Genomic DNA, 14,450 nt, shown 5'->3' with positions numbered 1-14,450 from the left:
GGTAAAAGTTAAAAAAGGCTTTTTAATAGTATAAAATTTTTCATAAAATTTAGCTCTAAGATCAATGACTAATTCATTTTCTAAAAATTTATCGAGTTCATCAGAGAAACTATCTTTGTAATATTTTTCTATATTAAATTCTTTAATTTTCTCTCCTTGTTTTAATTTGTAATAAGGTATTAAATCTTTTGCTAAAATAGGACCAAAAAGATTAGAAAATATCAAAACATTCTCATCTATGTATTTTCTTGAATTCTCGCTTAAATTTTCATAGTCTAAATGATCAAAAGCAACTCCATTATATCTTTGAATAGCTTTGTTTGTTTCTTTTGTTAAAATATCATGAGTTAATTCTTCTATTTCACTTGCATCTTTTATACCAAAAAATTTTTCAAGTTCAACTTCATTGCATTGATTTATATGATTTTTATATTTTGTAAGTACCTCAAGTCTTTTACTATATAAATTACTAAAAACAAAAGAGTTTTTATTTATATAATCTTGCGTATTTATTTTATTTTTGCTTTCGCTAGGTGAAAATAAAATTTTCATAATCAATCCTTTATTTTTTAAAAATTATATAAAATTATTTAAAACACTTGACATTAATTTAAAATTACATTATAATTCAACTTTATTTTTTGCTGGTTTAGCTCAGTTGGTAGAGCAGCTGCCTTGTAAGCAGCAGGTCGGGGGTTCAAGTCCCTTAACCAGCTCCATTGTTGATGGCAGTGTTTGACCAGAAATAAAAAGCATTTTTATCATGGTGAGTTACTCAAGTGGCCAACGAGGGCAGACTGTAAATCTGCTGGCTTTCGCCTTCCGTGGTTCGAATCCACGACTCACCACCATTGCTTTGCGGGAGTAGCTCAGTTGGCTAGAGCATCAGCCTTCCAAGCTGAGGGTCGCGGGTTCGAGTCCCGTTTCCCGCTCCAACCTAATTTTGGTAGAGTGAAACTGGGAGCTGTTTTTAAATTAAGAATTTCTAGCAGTTTCAATTTCCAAAATTTTATAATTTATGTTTTTAATTTTTCTGAGCGCTCGTATGGCTCAGAGGTAGAGCACTCCCTTGGTAAGGGAGAGGTCGCGGGTTCAAGTCCCGCTATGAGCTCCATTGATTTCAAAAGATTATAAAACATAAATTAGTATTTGTTTGTAAATTTTATATGGAGGAAAAAGATGGCTAAAGAAAAATTTTCACGTAATAAGCCTCACGTAAATATTGGTACTATTGGTCATGTTGACCACGGTAAAACTACTTTAACAGCTGCTATCTCTGCTGTTCTTTCAAGAAGAGGTTTGGCTGAGCTTAAAGATTATGATAATATCGACAATGCTCCTGAAGAAAAAGAGCGTGGTATTACTATTGCAACTTCTCACATTGAGTATGAAACAGAAAATCGTCACTATGCTCACGTAGACTGCCCAGGTCACGCTGACTATGTTAAAAATATGATTACTGGTGCTGCTCAAATGGACGGTGCTATTCTTGTTGTTTCTGCTGCAGATGGTCCAATGCCACAAACTAGAGAGCACATCTTACTTTCTCGCCAAGTAGGTGTACCATATATCGTTGTTTTCATGAATAAAGCTGATATGGTTGATGATGCTGAATTATTAGAATTAGTTGAAATGGAAATTAGAGAACTATTAAGTTCTTATGACTTCCCAGGAGATGATACTCCAATTATTTCAGGTTCTGCTTTACAAGCTCTTGAAGAAGCAAAAGCCGGACAAGATGGTGAATGGTCTAAAAAAATCTTAGATCTTATGGCAGCAGTTGATGAGTATATTCCAACTCCAGCTCGTGATACAGATAAAGATTTCTTAATGCCAATCGAAGACGTATTCTCAATTTCAGGTCGTGGTACAGTTGTTACTGGTAGAATTGAAAAAGGTGTTGTTAAAGTTGGTGATACTATTGAAATAGTTGGTATTAGAGAAACACAAAGCACTACAGTAACTGGTGTTGAAATGTTTAGAAAAGAAATGGATCAAGGTGAAGCAGGTGATAATGTAGGTGTTCTTCTACGTGGTACTAAAAAAGAAGATGTTCTTCGTGGTATGGTTCTTGCTAAGCCAAAATCAATTACTCCACATACTGACTTTGAAGCAGAAGTTTATATTTTAAATAAAGATGAAGGTGGTCGTCATACTCCATTCTTTAATAACTATAGACCACAGTTCTATGTAAGAACAACGGATGTTACTGGTTCTATCCAACTTGCAGAAGGCGTTGAAATGGTTATGCCAGGTGAAAATGTTAGAATTACTGTAAGCCTTATTGCACCAGTTGCACTTGAAGAAGGTACTCGTTTTGCTATCCGTGAAGGTGGCCGTACTGTTGGTTCAGGTGTTGTATCTAAAATTATTAAATAATCATAAGCGAGATTTTATCTCGCTTCTTAAGGAATAAAAATGAGAATTAAAGTTGGCTTGAAATGTGAAGAGTGCGGTGATATTAATTACAGTACTTTTAAAAATAGTAAAAATACAACTGAAAAATTAGAATTAAAAAAATATTGCCCAAGATTAAAAAAACATACAGTTCATAAAGAAGTTAAATTAAAAAGTTAAGGCTTTTATATAAAAGCCCTTAGGGCAATAGCTCTAACGGTAGAGCGCCGGATTCCAAATCCGATGGTTGGGGGTTCGAATCCCTCTTGCCCTGCCACAAAATAAGGTTAAATATGGAAAAACTAATAACTTATTTTAAATTGTCAAAAGCTGAATTATCAAAAGTTATTTGGCCTTTGAAAGAGCAAGTTAGAAATGCTTATATTACTGTTTTTGTAGTTGTTACTGTTGTTTCATTATTTTTAGCATTGGTTGACTTGATTATGTCATTTTCATTATCTAAGATTATAGGATAAAATAATGAATCATAAATGGTATGCAATTCAAACTTATGCAGGTAGTGAAATGGCTGTAAAAAGAGCCATAGAAAATTTAGTTAGAGATCATGGAATTCAAGAGCAATTGCTAGAAGTAATTGTTCCAACTGAAGATGTGATTGAATTTAAAAATGGTAAAGAAAAAATAAGCGAAAGAAGTTTGTATTCAGGCTATGTATTTGCCAATATTGACTTATCAACAGAACTTTGGCATAAAATTCAATCTTTGCCAAAAGTTGGTCGTTTTATAGGGGAAAGTAAAAAACCAACCCCATTAAGTGAAAAAGATATCAATCTTATTTTAGAAAAGGTGAAAAATAAAGCAGCACCTAAACCTAAAATTTCATTTGATAAAGAAGAAAGTGTAAGAATAACCGAAGGTCCTTTTGCAAACTTTGTTGGTATTGTAGAAGAATATGATATGGTTAGAGGGGTTTTAAAACTAAATGTTTCAATATTTGGCAGATCAACTCCAGTAGAGATCTTATACTCTCAAGTTGAAAAAATAGTTTGATAATATAGCAAGTAAAGGAGTAAGGTTATGGCTAAAAAAGTCGTAGGAGAAATAAAATTACAAATAGCTGCTACTAAGGCTAATCCATCACCTCCAGTTGGTCCTGCTTTGGGTCAACAAGGTGTTAATATTATGGAATTTTGTAAGGCATTTAATGAAAGAACAAAAGATATGGCTGGCTTTAATATTCCAGTTGTTATTACTGTTTATGCAGATAAAAGCTTTACATTTATCACAAAACAACCACCAGCTACTGATTTAATCAAAAAAGCTGCAGGTATTTCTAAAGGTGCGGATAATCCTTTAAAAAATAAAGTAGGTAAGTTAACCAAAGCACAAGTTTTAGAAATTGTTGATAAAAAAATAGCTGATATGAACACAAAAGATAGAGAGCAAGCTGCTAAGATTATTATGGGTTCTGCTCGTTCTATGGGTGTTGAAATCGTAGATTAATACTCTTTACCGCCAAGAGTTTAAAAAGGCGGTAGCACTTTATATAAAATGCGGAGAAAAATTAATGTCAAAAAATACTAAAAGATTTACAGAATTATTAAAAAAAATAGATTCAAATAAAAATTACTTAATGGATGAAGCAATAAGCACAGTTAAAACTCTTGCATCTGCTAAATTTGATGAAACAGTTGAAATTGCTTTAAAATTAAATGTTGATCCAAGACATGCAGATCAGATGGTAAGAGGTAGTGTAGTTTTACCTTGTGGTACAGGTAAAAAAGTGCGTGTTGCTGTTATAGCAAAAGATGCAAAAGCTGATGAGGCAAAAAATGCAGGTGCTGATATAGTTGGTAGTGATGATTTAGTAGAAGAAATTCAAAAAGGAAATATGAATTTTGATGTTTTAATTGCTACTCCAAATTTGATGGGTTTAGTTGGTAAAGTAGGTCGTATTTTAGGACCTAAAGGTTTAATGCCAAATCCTAAGACAGGTACTGTGACAATGGATGTTGCACAAGCTGTGAATAATGCTAAAAATGGTCAAGTTAACTTCCGTGTTGATAAGCAAGGAAATATCCATGCAGGTTTAGGTAAAGTTAGCTTTACTCAAGAACAATTAAAAGAAAATATGACAGCATTTGTAAAAGCTATTAATAAACACAAGCCAGCTGCTGCAAAAGGAAGATATATTAAAAATGCTAGTCTTTCTTTAACTATGAGTCCTTCTCTTTCTCTTGATACTCAAGAATTACTTGATACAAAATAAAATTAATGAGAGTTTTACTCTCATTAATAAAAATTAGATAAGATAATAACTTTTATTTTATCTAATTTTTATCTTAGATTGGAGATAGCCGAGGTCCTAGGACTTAATTAGATTTTTCTGCTCTGCTTGAAATCACCGGTCGGAAAGGAGTAAAGATGACTAAAAGCCAAAAAGTTGAACTTGTTTCTAAACTTGAAGAAGGTTTTAAAGTTAGTGAGGCTGTTGTAGTTTGTAACTATAAGGGTTTAAATACTAAAAAACTTGAAGAGTTAAGAAATAATGCGAGAGAAATGGATGTTAAAGTTCAAATTATTAAAAATACTTTAGCAAGTATTGCTCTTAAAAATGCCGGCAAAGATGGAATGGAACTTAAAGATACTAATATTTATCTTTGGGGTGAAGACCAATTAAATGTTTCAAAAGTTGCTGATAAATTTAGCGAAGCTAATCAAGCATTTGAGATCAAAACTGCATTTATCGAAGGCGAAGTTGCTTCTGTAGATAAAGTTAAAGCTTTAGCTAAAATGCCTTCTCGTAATGAATTACTTGCTATGCTTTTGCAAGTTTGGAATGCACCAATCACCAATTTTACAATTGGATTAAATGCATTAAAAGAAAAAAAAGAAGCTGAATAAAATTATAAAAAGGATAAAAAATGGCAATTACTAAAGAAGATGTATTAGAATTTATTTCTAACCTAAGTGTTCTTGAGCTTTCAGAATTAGTAAAAGAATTTGAAGAAAAATTTGGTGTTTCTGCTGCTCCAGTTATGGTTGCGGGTGCTGCTGTTGCGGGTGCTGCTGGCGGTGCTGCTGAAGAAAAAACTGAATTTGATATTGTATTACAAGATGGTGGCGATAAAAAAATTAATGTAATTAAAGTTGTTCGTGCTTTAACTGGTCTTGGATTAAAAGAAGCAAAAGATGCAGTTGAGCAAACTCCATCAGTTCTTAAAGAAGGTGTTAGTAAAGCTGAAGCTGAAGAAGCTAAAAAACAACTTGAAGAAGCTGGCGCTAAGGTTGAACTTAAATAATTTTTTATTTTTAAAAGAAAGGATTTTATATCCTTTCTTGTTTTCCTTTAATAAGGATTCTTTCTTTCAATACTTTTACCATGGGGTATAATAATATGTTAAATTCACAATCAGGAAATCGTTTAAGAATAGACTTCTCGAATGTTCCACAACAAATAGACATTCCAAATTTATTACAATTACAAAAAAAGAGTTTTGATTATTTTTTAAATTTAGATGCAAAAAATTCAGAAAGTGGAATTGAAAAAGTTTTCAAATCTATCTTTCCAATCCATGATCCGCAAAATAGATTAAGTTTAGAATATGTAAGTAGTGAAGTAGGTAAACCTAAATACACCATTAGAGAGTGCATGGAAAGAGGTTTAACTTATTCTGTAAATTTGAAAATGAAAATCCGTTTAACTTTACATGAAAAAGATGAAAAAACGGGTGAAAAAATCGGTATAAAAGATATCAAAGAACAAGAAATTTATATTAGAGAAATTCCTTTAATGACAGATAGAATTTCTTTTATAATTAATGGGGTTGAAAGAGTTGTTGTAAATCAACTTCATAGAAGTCCAGGTGTTATTTTTAAAGAAGAAGAAAGTTCTACTGTTGCAAATAAGTTAGTATATACAGCTCAAATTATACCAGATCGTGGTTCTTGGCTTTATTTTGAGTATGATGCAAAAGATGTGCTTTATGTGCGTATTAATAAAAGAAGGAAAGTGCCTATTACTATTTTATTTAGAGCACTTGGTTATAAAAAGCAAGATATTATAAAATTATTTTACCCTATACAAACTATTCATGTTAAAAAAGATAAATTTTTAACTGAATTTAATCCAAATGACTTTTTAGATAGAGTCGAATATGACTTAAAAGATGAAAAAGGCAATGTTGTACATCAAGCCGGTAAAAGAATGACAAAGAAAAAAGCTGAGCAACTTATAAAAGACGGTGTTAAATGGGTTGAATATCCAATTGAAATTTTAACAAATAGATATTTAGCTAACCCTATTATTAATAAAGAAACCGGTGAGGTTTTGTTTGATTCTTTAACGCTATTAGATGAGGGAAAATTAGCTAAAATTAAAGAAGAAAAACAATTTGATATTGCAAATGACTTAGCAAATGGAGTTGATGCTGCTATTATTAATTCTTTCATTCAAGATAATGAGACTTTAAAATTATTAAAACAAACTGAAAATATAGAAGATGAAAATGATTTAGCAGCTATTAGAATTTATAAAGTAATGAGACCAGGCGAGCCTGTAGTAAAAGATGCCGCAAAAGCTTTTGTAAATGATTTATTTTTTAATCCTGAAAGATATGATCTAACAAAAGTTGGTCGTATGAAAATGAATCATAAACTAGGATTAGATACACCTGAATATGTTACAGTTTTAACAAATGAAGATATAGTAAAAACTGCAAAATATTTAATTAAAGTAAAAAATGGTAGAGGCCATATTGATGATAGAGATCATTTAGGTAATCGTCGTATTAGATCGATTGGAGAGCTTTTAGCTAATGAACTTCATGTGGGTCTTGCTAAAATGCAAAAATCAATTAGAGATAAATTTACCGCATTAAATGCAGATATTGATAAAGTAATGCCTTATGATTTAATCAATCCTAAAACAATTACTGTGACAATTATGGAATTTTTTACCGGTGGTCAATTGTCTCAATTTATGGATCAAACAAATCCATTAAGCGAGGTAACTCATAAGCGTCGTTTATCTGCGCTTGGCGAGGGTGGTTTAGTAAAAGAAAGAGCGGGTTTTGAAGTGCGTGATGTCCATGCAACGCATTATGGAAGAATTTGTCCTGTTGAAACTCCAGAAGGTCAAAATATCGGTTTGATTAATACGCTTTCAACTTATGCTAAAGTAAATGATCTAGGTTTTGTTGAAGCACCTTATAAGAAAGTAGAAAATGGAAAAGTAAGCAATGAAATTGTTTATTTAACCGCTACTCAAGAAGAAGGTTTAGTGATCGCAGCTGCTTCAACTAAAATTGATGAAAAAGGTAATATTGTTGAAGAATTTGTTGAAGCAAGACAAGATGGTGAAACAATCTTAGCAAGAAGAGAAGAAGTGCATTTGATTGACCTTTGTTCAGGTATGATAGTAGGGGTTGCAGCTTCTTTGATTCCATTTTTGGAGCATGATGATGCAAACAGGGCCCTGATGGGTTCAAACATGCAGCGTCAAGCAGTGCCTTTACTAACCGCACAAGCACCTATAGTAGGTACTGGTATGGAAAAAATCATTGCGCGTGATGCTTGGGAAGCTATTAAAGCTAGAAGAGCAGGTATTGTAGAAAAAGTTGATAATAAAAATATTTTCATTTTAGGTGAAGATGAAAATGGACCATTTATTGATCATTATAAAATGGAAAAAAATCTAAGAACTAACCAAAATACAACTTTTATTCAACACCCGATTGTGAAAAAAGGCGAATTTATTCAAGCAGGTCAAATTATTGCAGATGGTCCAAGTATGGATCAAGGAGAACTTGCTATTGGTAAAAATGCTTTGATCGCATTTATGCCATGGCATGGATATAATTATGAAGATGCTATTGTAATTAGTGAGAAAATTTTACGCGAAGATACTTTCACTAGTGTTCATATTTATGAAAAAGAAGTAGAGGCTAGAGAACTTAAAGATGGCGTTGAAGAGATTACAAAAGATATTCCAAATGTTAAAGAGGAAGATTTAGCACATCTTGATGAGAGTGGTATTGCGAAAATAGGAACTCATATAAAGCCCGGTATGATTTTGGTAGGTAAAGTTTCACCTAAAGGTGAGGTAAAACCTACGCCTGAAGAAAGATTACTAAGAGCTATTTTTGGTGAAAAAGCAGGACATGTTGTAAATAAATCTTTATATGCAACTGCTTCATTGGAAGGTGTTGTTGTAGATGTAAAAATATTTACTAAAAAAGGTTATGAAAAAGATGCTCGTGCTGTAAAAGCCTATGATGATGAAAAATTAAATCTTGAAAAAGAACATCACGATAGACTTTTGATGATGGACAGAGAAGAAACTTTAAGAGTATGTTCTTTGCTTTCTAAATCACCTTTAAATTCAGACGAAGAAATAAATGGTGTTAAATATAAAAAAGGTTCCAAGGTAGAAATTACCGAGTTGGAAAAAATTAATCGTTTTGCATTAAATTCTTTAGTTAAAGCTTATTCTAAAGAAATACAAAAAGAATATGATGATTTAAAAAATCACTTCCAAAACGAGAAGAAAAAGCTTAAAACAGAGCATGATGAAAAATTAGAAATTTTAGAAAAAGATGATATTTTACCAAGTGGAGTGGTAAAACTTGTTAAAGTATATATTGCGACTAAGAGAAAATTAAAAGTTGGGGATAAAATGGCAGGACGCCATGGAAATAAAGGTATTGTATCTAATATCGTTCCAGAAGTTGATATGCCTTATTTACCTGATGGAAGACCTATTGATATAGCTTTAAATCCTCTAGGGGTTCCAAGTCGTATGAATATAGGACAAATTCTTGAAAGTCACTTAGGGATTGTTGGTATGAGACTAGGTGATCAAATTCAAGAAATTTTTGATAGAAAACAAAAAGATTTTGTAAAAGAATTACGCGAAAAAATTCTTGAAATTTGTAGTGTATCTAGACTTGAGTTAGAAAAGAAATTTGTACAAACTTTAAATGATGAGCAACTTATTTCTTATGCTAGAGATTGGGCTAAAGGGGTAAAATTTGCTACTCCTGTATTTGAAGGTGTAACGGTTGAAGAATTTGGTAAGCTTTTTGAAATGGCTAAAATAGCTATGGATGGAAAAAGCGAACTTTATGATGGAAGAACTGGTGAAAAAATGGCAGAGCGTGTGCATGTTGGATGTATGTATATGCTTAAATTACACCATTTGGTAGATGAAAAAGTTCACGCAAGAAGCACTGGACCTTATAGCTTAGTAACACAACAACCAGTTGGTGGTAAAGCATTATTTGGTGGGCAAAGATTTGGTGAGATGGAAGTTTGGGCTCTTGAAGCTTATGGAGCAGCTCATACTCTAAGAGAAATGTTAACCATAAAATCTGATGATGTTGAGGGTAGATTTAGTGCTTATAAAGCTTTAACAAAAGGCGAGAATGTTCCAGCAACAGGTATTCCAGAGACATTCTTTGTACTTACAAATGAATTAAAATCTCTTGCTTTAGATGTTGAGATTTTTGATAAGGATGAGAATAATGAGTAAATTTAAACCTATCGAAATAAAAGAAGATGGCAGACCTAGAGACTTTGAAGCTTTTCAATTAAGACTTGCAAGTCCTGAAAAAATCAAATCATGGTCTTATGGGGAAGTAAAAAAACCAGAAACAATTAATTATAGAACTTTAAAGCCTGAAAGAGATGGGCTTTTTTGTGCTAAAATTTTTGGACCAGTAAGAGATTATGAGTGTCTTTGTGGTAAGTATAAAAAAATGCGTTTTAAGGGCATTAAGTGTGAAAAATGTGGTGTTGAAGTTACTAGTTCTAAAGTGCGTCGTTCAAGAATGGGGCATATTGAGCTAGTTACCCCAGTAGCGCATATATGGTATGTGAACTCTTTACCAAGTCGTATCGGTACTTTACTCGGCGTAAAGATGAAAGACTTAGAACGCGTATTATATTATGAAGCATATATAGTAGAAAATCCAGGTGATGCGTACTATGATAATGAAAATACTAAAAAAGTTGAATTTTGTGATGTGTTAAATGAAGAGCAGTATTTAAATTTAATGCAACGCTATGAAAGTAGTGGATTTAAAGCTAGAATGGGTGGTGAAGTTGTTAGAGATTTACTAGCAAATTTAGATCTTGTCGAGCTTTTAAATAAATTAAAAGAAGATATTGCAGCAACTAATTCAGAAGCAAAGAAAAAAACTATCATCAAACGCTTAAAAGTGGTAGAAAATTTCTTAAACAGTAATTTAAATAGCAATACAAATATTGATGAAGTAGTACCAAATCGTCCCGAGTGGATGATGATCACAAATTTACCTGTATTACCACCTGATTTAAGACCTTTGGTAGCTTTAGATGGTGGAAAATTTGCAGTTTCTGATGTGAATGATTTATATAGAAGGGTTATCAATAGAAATACGCGTTTAAAAAGACTTATGGAGCTTGATGCACCTGAAATTATCATTAGAAACGAAAAAAGAATGCTACAAGAAGCAGTTGATGCTTTATTTGATAATGGCAGAAGAGCAAATGCAGTTAAAGGTGCAAATAAGCGTCCATTGAAATCTTTAAGTGAAATTATCAAAGGTAAACAAGGTCGTTTTAGACAAAATCTACTTGGTAAAAGGGTGGATTTCTCAGGTCGTAGTGTTATTGTTGTTGGACCAAAACTTAGAATGGATCAATGTGGTTTACCTAAAAAAATGGCTTTAGAATTGTTTAAGCCACATTTGTTAGCTAAGCTTGAAGAAAAAGGTTATGCAACTACCGTAAAACAAGCTAAAAAAATGATAGAAAATAAAACTAATGAGGTTTGGGAGTGCTTAGAAGAGGTTGTTAAAGGTCATCCTGTAATGCTTAACCGTGCTCCAACCTTGCATAAACTTTCCATCCAAGCTTTTCATCCTGTGCTTGTAGAGGGTAAAGCGATTCAACTTCATCCATTAGTGTGTGCGGCATTTAATGCTGACTTTGATGGTGACCAAATGGCTGTGCATGTGCCTTTATCTCAAGAGGCAATAGCTGAGTGTAAAGTATTAATGCTCTCATCTATGAATATCTTGCTTCCAGCAAGTGGTCGTTCTGTAACTGTACCTTCTCAAGATATGGTTTTGGGGATTTATTATCTATCTTTAGAAAAAGATGGTGCTAAAGGTGAGCATAAAATTTGCACAGGTATTGAAGAGGTTATGATTGCTCTAGAAGCAAAATCTTTAGATATTCATGCAAGTATTAGAAGTGTGGTTGATGGAAGAAAAATCACAACAACCGCGGGTAGATTGATTATTAAGTCTATCTTACCTGATTTTGTTCCTGAAAATATGTGGAATAAAGTCATGAAGAAAAAAGATATCGCAGCTTTGGTTGATTATGTTTATAAAGAGGGTGGCCTTGAAGTAAGTGCTAGCTTTTTAGATAAACTAAAAGATCTTGGTTTTGAATATGCAACAAAAGCAGGTATTTCTATTTCAATTGCTGATATTATTGTGCCTGATCAAAAGCAAAAAAGCATAGAAGAAGCTAAAAAACAAGTAAGAGAAATTCAAAATTCATATAATTTAGGTTTGATTACTTCGGGTGAAAGATATAATAAGATTATCGATATTTGGAAAAGCACTAATAATATCTTGTCAAAAGACATGATGGAGTTAATTAAAAAAGATAAAGAAGGATTTAACTCTATTTATATGATGGCAGATTCTGGTGCTAGAGGTTCAGCAGCTCAAATTTCACAGCTTGCTGCGATGAGAGGTCTTATGGCAAAACCTGATGGCTCAATCATTGAAACACCGATTATTTCAAATTTCCGTGAAGGACTTAATGTTCTTGAATATTTTATTTCAACTCATGGTGCTAGAAAAGGTCTTGCGGATACAGCATTAAAAACAGCAAATGCAGGTTATTTAACAAGAAAGCTTATCGATGTGGCACAAAATGTAAAAGTTACAATAGATGATTGTGGTGCACATGAGGGTGTTGAAATTAATGAAATCACAGCAGATGGTGTTGTGATTGAAACTTTAGAGGAAAGAATTTTAGGAAGAGTTTTAGCTGAAAATATTATTGATTCTATTACTAATGAAATTTTATTTTCAGAAGGTACTTTAATAGATGAAGAAAAAGCTAGAGTAATTGTTGAAAGTGGTGTAAAGAGTGTAAGTATTAGAACTCCTATTACTTGTAAAGCTAAAAAAGGAGTTTGTTCTAAATGTTATGGTATTAACCTAGGTGAGGGCAAATTAGTTAAGCCAGGTGAAGCTGTAGGTATTATATCTGCTCAATCAATCGGTGAACCAGGAACTCAGCTTACACTAAGAACTTTCCATAGTGGTGGTACTGCTAGTACAGATTTGCAAGATCGTCAAGTGGTAGCACACAAAGAAGGTTTTGTAAGATTTTATAATCTTAACACTTATGAAGATAGACAAGGTAAAACTATCGTTGCAAATCATCGCAATGCTGCTATTTTACTTGTTGAGCCAAAAATCAAAGCTCCATTTAAAGGAACTATCCATATTGAACATGCGTATGAAGATGTAGTGGTTAGCGTTAAAGCAAAAAACAATGAAGCTAAATTTATATTAAGAAAATATGATTTAGCAAAAGCTAATGAGCTTGCTGGTGTAAGTGGTAATATCGAAGGTAAGTTATATATTCCATATAGCGATGGTGTTGAAGTAGCTGAAAATGAAAGTATTGTTGAAGTGATCAAAGAAGGTTGGAATATACCAAATCGTATTCCTTATGCTAGTGAATTGCTAGTAAAAGATGGTGATCCTATCACTCAAGATATTATAGCAGGTGCAAAAGGCACATTAAAATTTTACATGCTCAAAGGTGATGGTTTAGATAGGATTAAAAATCTTAAAAAAGGTGATGTAGTTAAAGAAAAAGGTGTTTTTGTTGTTATTGCTGATGAAAATGATAGAGAAGCAAAAAGACATTATATACCAAGAGAATCCGTGATTGAATTTGATGATAGTGCTTTTGTGGATAATCCTAAAGCTATCATAGCAAAATCAAGCAAAGAAGATAAAACTATCATTGCTGAATGGGATGCATATAATAACACCGTAATTGCAGAGGTTGCAGGTACTATAAATTTTGAAGATATTGAATCAGGCTATAGTGCTGATGAACAAATTGATGAAGCAACAGGTAAAAGATCGCTTGTTATTAATGAGTATTTACCAAGTGGAGTGCGTCCAGCGTTGTTAATCATAGGTGAAAATGACAAAGTAGTGCGTTATCAATTAGAGCCAAAAACTGTTATTTATGTAAATGATGGTGATAAGGTGAAGCAAGCTGATATTTTAGCTAAAACACCAAAGGCAGCAGCTAAATCAAAAGATATTACCGGGGGTCTTCCAAGAGTATCTGAATTATTTGAAGCAAGAAAGCCAAAAAACACTGCCGTTGTAGCTGAAATTGATGGAGTTGTTAGATTTGATAAGCCTTTAAGATCAAAAGAAAGAATCATTATTCAAGCAGAAGATGGAAGTAGTGCAGAGTATTTGATAGATAAATCAAAACGTATTCAAGTAAGAGATGGCGAGTTTATCCATGCGGGTGAAAAATTAACCGATGGAGTTATTTCAAGCCATGATGTACTTAGAATTTTAGGTGAAAAAGCATTACATTATTATCTTATTTCTGAAATTCAGCAAGTTTATCGCGGTCAAGGTGTTGTGATTTCTGATAAGCATATTGAAATCATCGTATCACAAATGCTAAGACAAGTTAAAATTGTAGATAGTGGTCATACTAACTTCATCGTGGGTGATTTAGTTTCAAGAAGAAAATTCAGAGAAGAAAATGAAAGAATTTTAAGATATGGTGGTGAGCCTGCTGTGGCTGAACCTGTGTTACTTGGGGTAACAAGAGCGGCTATTGGAAGTGATAGCGTGATTTCAGCTGCTTCTTTCCAAGAAACAACGAAAGTTTTAACAGAAGCAAGTATTGCAGGTAAATTTGATTATCTTGAAGATCTGAAAGAAAATGTAATCTTAGGTCGTATGATTCCTGTTGGAACAGGATTATATCAAGAGCAAAAACTTAAATTAAAAGAAAAAGAATAAAAATCCCTAGCTAGG

Annotated in this window: 11 protein-coding genes and 5 tRNA genes; 15 read left to right on the top strand and 1 reads right to left on the bottom strand. The window is 32.6% G+C overall.

The genetic code is table 11. From position 1 onward, the window contains the following. Positions 1-552: YaaA family protein (yaaA, locus tag L8X28_RS07465; RefSeq protein WP_263665955.1), on the bottom strand; the 552-nt coding region annotated here is incomplete at its 3' end. A gap of 91 nt (positions 553-643) precedes the next feature. Between yaaA and L8X28_RS07460 the strand changes: the two genes are divergently transcribed. The 15 genes from L8X28_RS07460 to rpoC all read left to right on the top strand — a co-directional run bounded on the left by L8X28_RS07460 (position 644) and on the right by rpoC (position 14,435). Next, positions 644-719: transfer RNA gene (locus tag L8X28_RS07460), tRNA-Thr, on the top strand. Between the two features lie 46 nt (positions 720-765). Next, positions 766-851, top strand: a tRNA-Tyr gene (locus L8X28_RS07455). A 7-nt stretch (positions 852-858) separates the two neighbouring features. Continuing rightward, positions 859-935: transfer RNA gene (locus L8X28_RS07450), tRNA-Gly, on the top strand. Positions 936-1,039: 104 nt separating this feature from the next. Next, positions 1,040-1,114 (top strand) — tRNA-Thr (locus L8X28_RS07445). A 65-nt stretch (positions 1,115-1,179) separates the two neighbouring features. Next, complete coding sequence (gene tuf / locus L8X28_RS07440) at positions 1,180-2,379, top strand: elongation factor Tu (protein WP_039617742.1); 1,200 nt, start codon at positions 1,180-1,182, stop codon at positions 2,377-2,379. 39 nt (positions 2,380-2,418) lie between these two features. Next, on the top strand, positions 2,419-2,577 hold the full coding sequence (gene rpmG / locus L8X28_RS07435) for a 50S ribosomal protein L33 (protein ID WP_039617743.1): 159 nt from the start codon (positions 2,419-2,421) through the stop codon (positions 2,575-2,577). Positions 2,578-2,598: 21 nt separating this feature from the next. Continuing rightward, positions 2,599-2,674 (top strand) — tRNA-Trp (locus L8X28_RS07430). A 16-nt stretch (positions 2,675-2,690) separates the two neighbouring features. Then, positions 2,691-2,873, top strand: a complete 183-nt coding sequence (gene secE / locus L8X28_RS07425; RefSeq protein WP_039617745.1) for a preprotein translocase subunit SecE — start codon at positions 2,691-2,693, stop codon at positions 2,871-2,873. A gap of 1 nt (position 2,874) precedes the next feature. Continuing rightward, positions 2,875-3,408, top strand: coding sequence for a transcription termination/antitermination protein NusG (nusG, locus tag L8X28_RS07420; RefSeq protein ID WP_087684660.1), 534 nt, complete (start codon positions 2,875-2,877; stop codon positions 3,406-3,408). Between the two features lie 27 nt (positions 3,409-3,435). Beyond that, complete coding sequence (rplK, locus tag L8X28_RS07415) at positions 3,436-3,861, top strand: 50S ribosomal protein L11 (RefSeq protein ID WP_012661181.1); 426 nt, start codon at positions 3,436-3,438, stop codon at positions 3,859-3,861. Between the two features lie 64 nt (positions 3,862-3,925). Next, on the top strand, positions 3,926-4,627 hold the full coding sequence (gene rplA / locus L8X28_RS07410; protein ID WP_039617747.1) for a 50S ribosomal protein L1: 702 nt from the start codon (positions 3,926-3,928) through the stop codon (positions 4,625-4,627). Between the two features lie 155 nt (positions 4,628-4,782). Beyond that, positions 4,783-5,262: a 50S ribosomal protein L10 gene (gene rplJ / locus L8X28_RS07405; RefSeq protein WP_133319935.1), complete on the top strand. Its 480-nt coding sequence runs from the start codon at positions 4,783-4,785 to the stop codon at positions 5,260-5,262. Positions 5,263-5,282: 20 nt separating this feature from the next. After that, positions 5,283-5,660 (top strand): 50S ribosomal protein L7/L12, encoded by a 378-nt coding sequence (gene rplL / locus L8X28_RS07400; protein ID WP_012661184.1) that lies wholly within the window; start codon positions 5,283-5,285, stop codon positions 5,658-5,660. Positions 5,661-5,755: 95 nt separating this feature from the next. Then, on the top strand, positions 5,756-9,889 hold the full coding sequence (gene rpoB, locus L8X28_RS07395; RefSeq protein ID WP_263665954.1) for a DNA-directed RNA polymerase subunit beta: 4,134 nt from the start codon (positions 5,756-5,758) through the stop codon (positions 9,887-9,889). Next, positions 9,882-14,435 carry a DNA-directed RNA polymerase subunit beta' gene (gene rpoC / locus L8X28_RS07390; RefSeq protein WP_263665952.1) on the top strand — a complete coding sequence of 1,518 codons (4,554 nt, stop codon included), beginning with the start codon at positions 9,882-9,884 and terminating at the stop codon, positions 14,433-14,435. Before rpoB ends, rpoC begins: the two co-directional genes overlap by 8 nt. Positions 14,436-14,450: the final 15 nt, after the last annotated feature.

Source organism: Campylobacter sp. CNRCH_2016_0050h (genome assembly GCF_025772605.1).
GTDB lineage: Bacteria > Campylobacterota > Campylobacteria > Campylobacterales > Campylobacteraceae > Campylobacter_D > Campylobacter_D lari_D.
The sequence above is the reverse complement of the archived record's forward strand: the minus strand, read 5'-3'. Positions and strand labels throughout refer to the sequence as shown.